Below are 12,126 nucleotides of genomic sequence, written 5' to 3'. Positions count from 1 at the left end.
TTCGCATTGACCTTTACCGGCTACGAAACCAATTCGGGAATGTTTTACATGACCGCCGTTGCGGCGATTGCGCTGGGCGTGTTTAGCTTTTCGCTTCCCGATACCCCACCGGTCCGTTCGGACGAAAAAGTTTCGATTCGTCAGTTGTTCGGGCTCGATGCGTTAGCGCTATTAAAAGATCGCTCGTATTTGGTCTTTCTGGTCTCGTCGATGCTGATCTGTATTCCGCTCGCGTTCTACTACCAAATCACCAGCCGCGTGGTGGAATTAACCGGGTTGCCGATCGGGACAACGATGTCGTATGGCCAGATCTCGGAGATCGTGTTCATGTTGGTCATGCCATTCTTCTTCAAACGTCTTGGCGTCAAATGGATGCTCGCGATTGGTATGTTGGCCTGGGTGGGCCGCTACACCTTATTTGCCTTCGGTGCGACCGACGAAATTCGTTGGATGATTATCCTGGGCATCGTACTGCACGGCATCTGTTACGACTTTTTCTTTGTCACCGGACAAATCTATACCGACAAAAAGGCTCCCGAATCGGTTCGTGCCCAAGCGCAAGGGTTGTTGGTCATGTTGACGCTTGGACTGGGCATGATGATCGGGGCTCAGGTCGCTGGTAAAGTCGAAGGCCAACATACGACCGCCGAGTCCGTCCAATTTAGCGAGGTCGTGGTCGCCAAGAGCAAACAAATCGACGAGGCCACAAAGGCGAACGTGAGCGAATCTGAAATTGCCATCATGCAAGAAGAAAAGACTGACGCTCGTCATTCCGAGCTCGCAGCGATTCAGTGGTATTGGTTATGGATGAAACCTGCTCTGTTTGCCTTGGCTGTGTTGATCGGCTTTATCCTGCTGTTCCACGAGCGTGGTGTGGATATCGCCAAAGCCGACATTGAACCTATCGAGACCGCTCCCGTTGAGTGAACGCGGTAAAACGGATCCGGTCACGTCGTCCTCTGATTTTCTGGCGGCGTTTCGCGACCAAGCCTCCGCGCTTGGTTTTATCGCAGTAGGAGTCGCTCCGGCGATCGAGTCGCATGGTTTTTCGCAATTAGCTCGTTGGATCGATGCGGGCTACGCGGGCGAGATGGACTACATCGCAAACCGGCTGGACGCTTACCAGCATCCAAGCGGAGTGCTCGAAGGTTGCCGCAGTGTAATCGCGATGGCATATCCCTACGACGCGGCGCCGCCTCGATCCGCTGTCTCAGGGGTGGGCCGGGTGGCACGCTATGCATGGCAAGGCGTCGATTACCACGATGTGATTCACCCCAAGCTAAAGCAACTTGCAAAATCGATTCGCGAATCGTTTCCGGGGGCCACATCACGCGGGGTCGTGGACACCGCACCGATCATGGAACGCGAGATTGCTCAGCTGGCGGGACTAGGATGGCAAGGGAAAAACACGCTGCTGCTGAACAAACACCTGGGCAGCTATTTCTTTCTCGCCTGTGTTCTAACGGATGTCGAACTGCCCACCGACACGCCGCATGAATCGTCGCACTGTGGCAGCTGCACAGCGTGTCTGGACGCCTGTCCCACCAAAGCGTTTCCGCAAGCGGGAGTGCTTGATGCGACACGCTGCATTAGTTATCTGACGATCGAGAGTCGTAGCGAGATCGCAGACGACCTGCGTGAATCGATGGGGGATTGGGCATTTGGGTGCGATGTTTGCCAAGAGGTGTGCCCATGGAATCGCAAACCAATGCGGCAATACGAAGCTGAGACGCCGGCGCGTCAACCGCTAGATGTGTTAGAGCTTCGAGCACTCTTCTCGCTCGACGAAGCGGGGTTTCGCCAGCGATATCGCAAGACGCCGCTGTGGCGGACACGTCGCCGTGGCGTGTTACGAAACGCCGCATTGGTGCTCGGCAACCAACGCGATCCCGAATCCTTGCCCGCGTTGCGAATCGGGCTCGCGGACGAAGATGCCCTGGTTCGCGAAGCCTCGCAGTGGGCCGTCGACCAGATCCAGCGTGATTCACTTGGCTGAATTGACGAACTGGGACTTGTCCAAGGCGAGGTAACTCGCGACTTACAGTCACCTCTCCCAAAACGCAGTTTAGGGAGAGGTCGAGCAGAGCCTTCAGCGATGCGAGGGGTGAGGGCTTGCCTCCGTCTGACTGGCACGTCACATCACGATCGACAGCGGATTGCACGACCACATGCTCGGACAGCCCTCATCTGGACGAGGCGCCGCGGCTTAGCGGCCCAAACTTATCCTGAAACGGGTTTTGCGTCCTCACGCGTGGGAGTGACGTTGGCCAAAGTTGCTTCGAGTTGTTCGATCAACACCAACCCAGCATCGGCAATCTTGGTGCCGGGGCCAAAGATTGCCGTGGCCCCCGCTTGGTACAAAACCTCGTGATCTTGAGGCGGGACAACACCTCCGACCACGATCATGATGTTTTCGTGACCGCGTCGGACGAGTTCTTGGCGCAGTTTGGGAACGAGCGTCAAATGGTTCGCAGTCAACGAACTGACGCCGATCATTTGCACGTGTTGTTGGATCGCTGCGTCGGCCGTTTCTTCGGCCGTCTGAAATAGCGGTCCAATTTCGACGTCAAAACCTAGATCGGACAATGCCGATGCAATGACTTTCTGTCCGCGGTCGTGACCGTCCTGGCCCATTTTCGCAACCAGGATTCGCGGAGGCTGTCCCGCCGCGTCGATATACTCAGCCACACGCTGTTGTAGCACTGAAAACACATCGCCCTGTTTCATGCCCGACGAATAGACGCCGCGTACGACTCGCGCCGGAGCCGAGTAGCGACCGTAGACCGATGCAAGTGCATCGCTGATTTCCCCCACCGTCGCTCTTGCTCGGGCTGCATCCACGGCACACGCCAACAGGTTGGTTTGGAGATCCGATGCGGCATCACGGAGGGCAGACAAACTTCGCTCCAACTCGATCGGATCACGCTCGGCACGCAATCGCTGTAGCCGATCGAGTTGATTCTGCAGCACCGCTGCGTTGTCGATCTTGCGAACTCGAAATTCATCTTGGCACCGCAAACAATGTCGATTCAAACCGATCACGGTCCTTGCCCCCGACTCGACATTCATCTGAGCCCGTGTTGCCGCCTCTTCGATCCGCTGTCTTGGTATGCCTAACTGGATGGCCTGGGTCATCCCGCCTGCCGCTTCGATCTCGTCGATATGGTGCTGGGCTCGGTCAACCAGATCACGAGTCAATCGTTCGACGAAATAGCTGCCGCCCCAAGCGTCGACTACTTTGCAAGTATCGGTTTCGTGCTGCAGAAGCAATTGGGTGTTACGGGCAATCCGAGCCGAAAAATCGGTGGGAAGTGCAAACGCTTCGTCGATCGCGTTGGTGTGCAGCGATTGGGTATGCCCATGGGTTGCCGCCATCGCCTCGATGCACGTCCGCGTGGCATTGTTATACACGTCTTGTGCGACCAAGCTGTAACCGCTGGTTTGGCAATGTGCCCGCAGACACATGCTCTTGGGATCGTTGGGGCCGAACGCTTTGACGATATTTGCCCACATGAAACGGGCCGCACGCAGCTTGGCGACTTCCATAAAGTAGTCCATGCCGACGCCCCAGAAAAATGAAAAGCGGGGACAGAATTGGTCGACATTCAAACCCGCATTGACTCCCGCTCGGATGTATTCCAGTCCATCGGCTAGGGTGTAAGCCAACTCGAGATCTGCGGTGGCCCCGGCTTCTTGCATGTGATAACCGCTGATGCTGATGCTGTTAAATCGTGGCATCTGATCGGTCGTGTAGTACAAAATGTCGGCCACGATCCGCATACTTGGCTGCGGTGGGTAGATGTAAGTGTTTCGTACCAGGAATTCCTTCAAGATGTCATTTTGAATTGTTCCCATCAATTTGCTGGCGGTGACTCCTTGTTCTTCTGCGGCGACCAAATACATCGCCATGATCGGCAGCACGGCGCCGTTCATGGTCATCGAGACACTCATTTTATCTAGCGGAATGTCGTGGAACAAAATCCGCATGTCTTCGACGCTGTCGATCGCCACGCCGGCCATACCGACATCCCCGGCAACGCGGGGATGGTCCGAGTCGTAGCCGCGGTGGGTTGCCAAGTCAAACGCAACGCTTAACCCGCGTTGCCCGGCGGCCACATTGCGACGAAAAAACGCGTTCGAGTCCTCTGCCGTCGAAAAACCCGCGTATTGCCGAATCGTCCATGGCCGTTGGCGATACATCGTGGCATAGGGGCCTCGCAAAAACGGAGCATTTCCAGGCAGCGAATCCAAATGGTCCAAACCCACCAAATCATCGGCGGTATAAATCGGCCGGATCGGAATCGGTTCGTCGGTTACGCGTGACAGACCGGGTGATTGCGATCGTTTGTCTGCTTGCTTCCGAGAAGCGTTGCACGATGAACATTCGGCTCGGGGATCAACCACATTTTTGTTGGTGCCGCCACCGCGAAGCGGCACGTTGGCAAAATTGGGAATCGGACTCACTGTGACACCTCTCTGGACGCTTGATCCCCCAGCATACGATTCATTTGCGGAATCGAGTCGCCGCCTTGTGCTGCAACGAACATCGCCTCGGCTAAGTTAGGGCCGTGTTCGAACAGCGGAATGGCAACGTGGCCATCGCCATGTTCCGCACACCGCTGTATCGCCATTTGCCGCAGCCGATCCAAATCTGGCGATGTACGCCGAACGACGCGATCGCGCGAGTTGACGAATTTGGTCACTCCGACAATGGTCTTCTCGCCATACGCAAACTGGCTTGCCCACTTCTGAGCCGATTGTGCGACCTGCTTTGCGACCCAGCCGTTTCGCACACAGGCGAGCATGCCTCCACGACGCTCGACTTCCTGAAAAAGCGTCCACGCCTGCTCGCACAATTGATTCGTGACCGTTTCAAAAAAATAACTTCCCCCACTCGGATCGACCACGCGGCGGAGCTGAGCCTCTTCGCTGAGGATCAACACCGTGTTGCGAGCCATCCGTCGCCCGAATGTATCCGGCAACTGTATCGCATGATCCAGTGGGAGCGATGTGATCGTGTCGGCACCTCCGAGTAGCCCCGCAAACACGGCGACGCAATTGCGAAGCAAATTGAGGTTCAGATCGCGATCCGTCATCACGCGAGAACTGGTGCAGGTTTGTATCTTCATTGCCGACGGCGATCCGCCGCATGCGCTGAGCACTCGAGCCCAAAGGACGCGTGCGGCACGCAGCTTGGCAATCGATAGAAAATGGTCCGTACCGAGACTGTAGCGAAACAATATTTGTGCGGCCGCTTGATCGATCGATAATGACTCGGTTCGCGAATCACGCGCAGTGGTCATCGCACGCAGATACTGCACCGCCGTGGCGATCGAGAACGCGAGTTCTTGTGTGTCGGTTCCGCCACCGTCGTAATAAGTGGTACTGTCGACGGCGACGGAGCTGACATGAGGAAACGTTCGCGACGTCCAAGTGGCAAGATCCGACAAACCGAGCATCGGTTTGCCGCGGAGCCGGGACAGTGATGGATCTCGCGAGAGCGTGCCGATCGGGTCGGCAGCAAACGCGCCTCGCGCTTCAGTAGGATCGACGCCGCGTCGTTCCCACAATGCCGCGATCGAGGCTGCGGCGGCTAGAAAACTGTTGCCTGCGTCCACTGCAATTGCGGTTTGGTCCAGCGGTATCGCCGCGAGCGCCGTGTCAAAGTCGCTCGCTTCGTAAAGCATCACGCCATCTTCACCGAGTAGCTCGTTACTAAGCAACTCGTCGCCTCGTGTCCCATCGCAAGGTTTTTCGTTGGCCGTGTTTCGGTTCGCGCTGAAGACTTGCCATGATCCCGAGCGGACCGCACGGTCCAGCCGCAATTCCAACGAGGTCACTCCGCCCTGCAAGTCGTCCAACGCTGCACGATTGGTCTGTTCGGGATCGGGATGTGAGTGTCGCTGGCGAAGGTCGACCGCCATCGATTTACCGCGTTCGGTCGTCACGCCGCGAAGCAAGAAATCGCGATCCGGGATCATCGGCGATGAAGCGTCAGATCCACTGCGAGTGTAAAGCGTTTGCAACACGATTTCGTCGTCGGATCGCCAGTCGACGGCTTGTGGAGTTGTCGGCTGTTTGATGTCTGCCGAGCGGGGATCGTTGGGTTGGGAACACGCGACCTTGGGCGCGGTGGAAGCTTGCGCGGAAAAGCATTTGGGATCGAGCATGTTGGAGGCCATCGACGCAGAGTCTAACTTCGGAACCAACCCCCCTCATTGTAATCGATGGCAATCACCGCGTGCGAGTCTGACACAATTCTGTCAAAACACCCCCACAACTGTTCGGATGTATAAATGCGACATCCATTTGATCGGCGCCGGGACGTGGAACCGGGTCGATCATGTTCAGCCCGAATTGAGTCAACTGATCGATTCGCGCGGGAAGATCGTCGACCAAGAAGGCAAGGTGATGAAGCCCTTCGCCGCGTTGATCGATAAAACGCGTGATCGGGCTTTGCGAATCGGTCGATTCAATTAGCTCGATGCGGATGTCGCCAATCCGGTAAAACGCAACCCGTACATGTTGGTTGGGGACCTCCTCGATCCCTTCAAAAATCGCACCTAATACGTCTTCGTAGTATGCCTGCTGCGGCTCGATCGCTCGGACCGCAATGCCAATATGGTTCAGGGATTTCACCGGCTTCATTGAGGTCTCCAATTGCAAAGTGTCGTCGAGGGTCCAGGCAGCGGCGAACGAGTATCAGGGGTGAACAAACTCGTCTTCCGAAAGTTTTTGATCGTTGTTCTTGTCAAACTTGGGGAAGCGTTTCGGAGCTTCGTCGGGATCGGGCTGATGCAACAAAAACTCTTCGAGCGTTAAGAATCCATCTTGGTCGCGATCGCGTTTGGCGAACATTGCCGTACGCGACTTGGCATTCTGTGCCCGCTTTTGCTGATCCTGTTTCAATTTCTCGGCTGCCGCGGCGCGCTGCTTCACGCTCTTCCATTGCGGTTTGGGATCGGGTTGCTGGTCAAGTATTGCGACCATCTTGGCGACCACCTCGGGGGATTTGCTGGCAATATTTTGAGTCTCCAGCGGATCTGTTTTATAGTCGTAAAGTTCCATCTCGGCAGAATCCGGTTTCGCGCCGATCTCTTTCCATTGGACCATGCGGTACCGCGAGTTGCGGATCGCACGCCCGAGTCGTGAAGATCGCGGGTAAACGTGGGTCACATAGTCGCGGACGTGTTGGCTCGGGTCTCGAACCACCGCCGCTTGGCTGACGCCATCGAGATTGCGTGCCGTTTCGATTCCAGCTAATTCAACCAGCGTTGGATAAATGTCGACCGTTTCCATCATCGCGCTGGTGGACGCATCACGCGCAGCACCGGGGGCGGCAATGATCACCGGGATCCGTGCGGCTTGCTCGTAATTGGTGTGCTTGCACCACATCCCGTGGTCACCCAGGTGCCAGCCGTGGTCGCCCCACAAAACGATGATCGTGTTGTCCGCGAAACCGTAATCGTCGATCGCCGCGATGACCTTTCCAATCTGGGCGTCCGCATAACTTGTTGCGGCATAGTAACCGTGAATCAGATGACGTGTGGTGGACGAATCAATCGGTCCCTTGATTCGCATGTCGCTGTAATTGCGAAGCTCACCCCCGCTGGTCCCGGCGTACGTGGGGGCATCGGTTGGCGGCGACGTTACCTCCGGCATCGGCAACTCAGTGGGGTGATACAGATCCCAATATTTTTTCGGTGCGACGAATGGCAGGTGCGGTTTCAAAAAACCCGCGGCAATGAAGAAAGGTTGCTCGGGATTCTTTTTCGCTTCCGCAATACGCTCGATCGTTTCCATCGCGATCTTGCCATCTCCGTAGGTCTCGTCGGATACGTCGGCCGATTCGGTTGCCGGACCTCGTTTTTTACCTTTGGCATCCGGGACAATGTTTTTTACGTTAGCGTCAAGCACATAGCTCGGCCCTTTGGGACGCCACGACGGCACGCTCCACGATGCTTTGTCATCGATATTGCCGTGTCCGATGTGATAGATCTTGCCTAGCCCCTGGGCGAGATAGCCGTTGTTTTTAAAGTGTTGGCTCAGCGTTACCACTTCGCCTCGTTGTGGATCCTGTGCGGTCAACTCGGCGGTCGCCAATCGAAAATGGGTGGGCAAGTCATAGACGCCGATGGTTTGCGGACGCAGCCCCGTCATCAGCGAATTGCGACTCGGTGAACAAACGGCTTGGTTACAGTACGCGGAATCGAAACGGACACCACGCTTTGCCAATGCATCGATATTGGGCGTGACAGCAACGGGGTCTCCAAAGCAACCGATCGTTGGCTTCAAATCGTCGACGCAGATAAGCAAGACGTTAGGTCGCTCGGCCGCCGATCCGGCCGCCGGGGATGCAACCAAAAGAAATAAGCCAAATAACAATGCGATGCGAGGCATTGATGAACTCCGAAGGATGGATCGAGGGTAGGTTGTCGAGACGAGAACCTTTAATATAGTCGCTGCGAGATGTCGCGGAATCCAGCCGCGCGTCCACGGTTTGTCGATTCGGATCTTTTTGGTCGCAAACTTGTCTGCGGCGAGCGTCGTCGGTTCAGATCGTTATTGCGAATCACTCACTCTTACCTGCTAACACTGTTACAAAGATGAATTTACCTACTCGAAAACTCGGACGCACCGGCATCGAAGTCACTCAGCTTGGTTATGGCAGCATGGGACTTCGTGGACCCAAGACATGGGGTGTACGTGTTGTCAGCGACCAGGACGCCGAATCATTCTTGAATCTTGTGCTCGATTCCGGAATCAACTTCATTGACACCGCACCTGATTATGGCGCTAGCGAAGAGCGGATCGGCCGTTTTATTGGTTCGCGACGATCCGAGTACTTTTTGGCCAGCAAGTGTGGCTGTGTCTACACGCAGCACGACGACCACTTGGAAATCGACCATCACTGGAAAAAGGATGTGATCCAGCGTAATTTAGAATTAAGTCTGGCGCGAATGCAAACTGGGCATCTCGATTTGCTTCAGTTCCACGGCGGAGACGCCGAAACGTTGGAGCGTGAAGGATTGATTCGCCAGTTGGTCGATTTTCGTGCTCAAGGCCTCGTCCGGTTCATCGGCATTTCCACCAAGCTGCCCGAGATTACGAATTTGATGAAGCTGGGCGTTTTCGACACCTTTCAAGTTCCCTATTCCGCGCTCGCGCCCGAGCATCACGACGCGATCACGCAGGCGGCCAACAACGGGGCGGGAATCATCTTACGAGGCGGGATCGCCCACGGTGGGCCTGACGCCGAGATCAAGCGACCGGCGCTTGACGATGTCTGGACTCGCGCGAAACTGGACGAACTGCTGCCCCAGGGTATGTCACGCGCCGAGTTGATTCTGCGTTACACGCTGTCGCATCCCCATTGCCACACCACGATTGTGGGAACGTGTAATCCAGGACACCTGGCCGAGAATATTGCCGCGGCCAAGAAAGGATCGCTACCGGACGATCTGTATCAAGCGGTCACCCAGCGCGTCGCCAATGCCGTGTCACCGTGACACGGCATCGACAACGCGGTTGAATTTGGCTGGTTCGCTTTCCAAACGCTATTCGACCAACGTTGCTCCGCCATCGAACTGTTGCATCAAGCTGTAGTCAGGAGCACGCGGCTGAGGACGCGATGGCAAACAACAATCGTTGCAGCCACCGATCATGCCCGATTCGCGTGTCCCGGACAGCGTCAGCAAATATTCCGGATTCAATTTGCCTGGATCAATCCACAATCCTTCGGCCGTCAATTCCATTGTGCCAAGATCAAAGTCCAAGCTGCGACGGACCACTTCGTAGTTAACAAAAATGTTCAGCAGCGAGTTCTGTGCGTCCAACAAGTCGTTCAACGCACTGATCGCATCGCGAGCGGCAGTAGGGCCGCTGCTGCGACCCCGAGCATCGTTGAGTGCGCGAATGTCGGCATTTAATTCAATCTGCGATGCTGCGATGCTGACCGCTTGGCGACCAAGTTCGAAGGTCAAACGGTTGGCCTGCAATTGCCGAATCTCAGCACGTACTTGCTGCCAAACATCATCCTCGAATCCGTAATAAGCCCGTTTGGCTTGTTCGTAGGCGATCAACGTCGCACGATAATTGTTTCGCTCAATCAAACGCGTGATCGGGGCATCCCATTGCAATCCGACTCGCAAACGTCCCGTCGACGAACGCAGGTCCAACGGATTGTTTCCGACATTTTGCACGTCGCCATTGAAGACCACGTCAAGTGAACTTTCCAAATCGTTGGCCACGACTTCGATCAGTCGCCATTGGTCCACGAGATCGGCACGAGCATTGGCCCAATCGCGGCGGTTTGCACGAGCGATCTGCAGGGCGGTTGCAGGTTCGATTTCCACCTCGGGAAGCAATACGCTTTCGGTCCTGGCTCGTGCCTGGATCAGTTGCAACGTCAACACGTCGTCGGCCAGTTCGGACAACAAGTCTTGGGATACAAGGATGACGTTATCTCGCAACGTTTGAGCCACGACGCGTGGATCGGTGTCCTCGGGGCCTTGCGTCGCCAATTTTTCAATCGATGCGTCGAGCTGCTCGATCCGTTGTTGATAGGTGTTCAAACGCTCGCCGAGTCGATCGTATTGGTCTTTCAATATTTCGCTGAGCGAATCCAATCCTTCGATATTAAACAGCGACTCGTCGATTTCCGATGTGTTCAGCAGCGAACAGATTTGGGTTTTCTGTTCCTGGTACATCTTGCTCAATTGACGATTTTGACTTTGGCGTTCGGCCAATGATTCATTAAATCGCTCGATATCTTCCGCGATTCGCGGCAGGTCATCAACGATCAAAGTGCGGTTGAATTCTGCGAGCGGTTGAATTTCACCTTTCAATGTCAACAGCCATTTTGCCAATTCGTCATTCCATTCGATCTGAGACTCGGGCAACCCGGTCGCCTCATCCACCTTGAACGTTGCTCGTTCCAGGATCGAAACATTCAATCGTCCGACGTTGGTTCGGACCGACGCCAATTGTTCGCGGCGGCCAAGTAGATCGCGGTCGATCAACTCAAACCGTTGCAAGATGGGGTCTTCGAGCCGTGCGCAGATATACGGTGGCAAACCAAGGTTGCGAAGAAACGCGTCGACCGATCGCTCGTAGCCGGCTTGTTGTGCGACCAATTGGCTCTGCGAACGCAACAAACTCGATTGGGCCTGAGCAACTTGCAAGCGTTGACGGATGATTGTTTCAGCGTCATCCGGGATCGTGGTCAATTGCTCGATCAAGGTGTCTTCGAGGATCAGCAAGTTTTCCGATTGACGGGCAATGTTCTCTTCGAGGTTGCGGATCTGCAATTGAGTTTGCAGCAAGCCGAGATAGCCGCTCGCACTGCCACCGCCGGTTCCGAAGCCCTGTCCATTGATCGCAAGGTTGGGGCCGCCTGTACTGACTTGGCTCTCCAGCCCGCGTCCGATCGTAATGTTCAAAAAGAAGCTGCGGCGGTAGCGTTCAAAGGCGCGGACGTTGGCGAGCAGGTTTCGCTCGGCAAACGTCAAACCCTCCAGCACCTGGTCGCGACCGGCACCACGCAATAGCGGTTGCAGCAACGTGAAATCGAAGATGGTCGAAGCACTTTGCGAATTGGGGCCGCTCAGTTCCCAGACGATATTGTTCGCCACTCCTGCGATCAATTCACCACCGGTGGCAAAGCGACGTTCCAGCGAAAGTGGGCGACTGCCATTGCTATACGTGCCCACTTCGAACCGAGTGCTGCTGTTGCCGCCCCCGCCGCTGCGACGGCGACCATCGGCTGTCAAAAAAGTCTGGGCACCCCCAAAAAACTGCGTGTCAAATTGGAACCGCTGGTTGCTGACATCCAGTGCTGCCAAATAAAGTTCTTCAAGCTGAGCTTGGTATTCGGGCGAGTGCAGCAGCGCGATCCGAACCGCATTTTCAGCATTCAGCACCAACACGCCGTCCTCGTCCAGCGGCAGGAATTGCCACCAATCGGGACTTTCCGCAGTATTGGTGACCCCGGATGCTTCCCACAATGGGTAGCCGCGACGGCCATCAACACATTGCATGTATTCGTACGACGAAGGATCGTCGGTCGGGATCGGTTGAAAATCCAAGTCAAACGGATTGAACATCCGGCTGCGGCGATCGACATCG

The 12,126-nt window shown here is 55.7% G+C and carries 8 protein-coding genes; 3 read left to right on the top strand and 5 right to left on the bottom strand.

Annotated features, from left to right (window positions below; all coding sequences use genetic code 11):
* Both ABX962_RS17815 and queG read left to right on the top strand, forming a co-directional pair.
* Positions 1 to 927 (top strand): MFS transporter (locus ABX962_RS17815; protein ID WP_372721388.1); only part of this gene is annotated, 927 nt, incomplete at its 5' end.
* Complete coding sequence (gene queG, locus ABX962_RS17810; protein ID WP_372721387.1) at positions 920 to 1,996, top strand: tRNA epoxyqueuosine(34) reductase QueG; 1,077 nt, start codon at positions 920 to 922, stop codon at positions 1,994 to 1,996. The genes ABX962_RS17815 and queG, both read left to right, overlap by 8 nt.
* A 224-nt stretch (positions 1,997 to 2,220) precedes the next feature.
* Here the strand turns inward: queG and scpA are convergent, their stop codons facing one another.
* The 4 genes from scpA to ABX962_RS17790 form a co-directional block, all read right to left on the bottom strand.
* Positions 2,221 to 4,464: a methylmalonyl-CoA mutase gene (gene scpA, locus ABX962_RS17805; protein ID WP_372721386.1), complete on the bottom strand. Its 2,244-nt coding sequence runs from the start codon at positions 4,462 to 4,464 to the stop codon at positions 2,221 to 2,223.
* Entirely contained in the window at positions 4,461 to 6,170 is a 1,710-nt protein-coding gene (locus tag ABX962_RS17800) for a methylmalonyl-CoA mutase family protein (RefSeq protein WP_372721385.1), read from the bottom strand. Before ABX962_RS17800 ends, scpA begins: the two co-directional genes overlap by 4 nt.
* 64 nt (positions 6,171 to 6,234) lie before the next feature.
* On the bottom strand, positions 6,235 to 6,648 hold the full coding sequence (gene mce / locus ABX962_RS17795; protein ID WP_372721384.1) for a methylmalonyl-CoA epimerase: 414 nt from the start codon (positions 6,646 to 6,648) through the stop codon (positions 6,235 to 6,237).
* Between the two features lie 54 nt (positions 6,649 to 6,702).
* The gene (locus ABX962_RS17790) at positions 6,703 to 8,400 is read right to left on the bottom strand and encodes a sulfatase-like hydrolase/transferase (protein ID WP_372721383.1); all 1,698 of its coding nucleotides are present in this window, start codon (positions 8,398 to 8,400) and stop codon (positions 6,703 to 6,705) included.
* Positions 8,401 to 8,606: 206 nt separating this feature from the next.
* On the opposite strand from ABX962_RS17790, the gene ABX962_RS17785 reads away from it, so the two are divergent.
* Positions 8,607 to 9,509, top strand: a complete 903-nt coding sequence (locus tag ABX962_RS17785) for an aldo/keto reductase (RefSeq protein ID WP_372721382.1) — start codon at positions 8,607 to 8,609, stop codon at positions 9,507 to 9,509.
* A 48-nt stretch (positions 9,510 to 9,557) separates the two neighbouring features.
* Here the strand turns inward: ABX962_RS17785 and ABX962_RS17780 are convergent.
* Positions 9,558 to 12,126, bottom strand: a 2,569-nt coding sequence (locus ABX962_RS17780; RefSeq protein WP_372721381.1) for a hypothetical protein, incomplete at its 5' end; no start/stop codon positions are given.

It is taken from the genome of Novipirellula sp. (assembly GCF_041583735.1).
Taxonomy (GTDB): domain Bacteria; phylum Planctomycetota; class Planctomycetia; order Pirellulales; family Pirellulaceae; genus Novipirellula.
The sequence above is the reverse complement of the archived record's forward strand: the minus strand, read 5'-3'. Positions and strand labels throughout refer to the sequence as shown.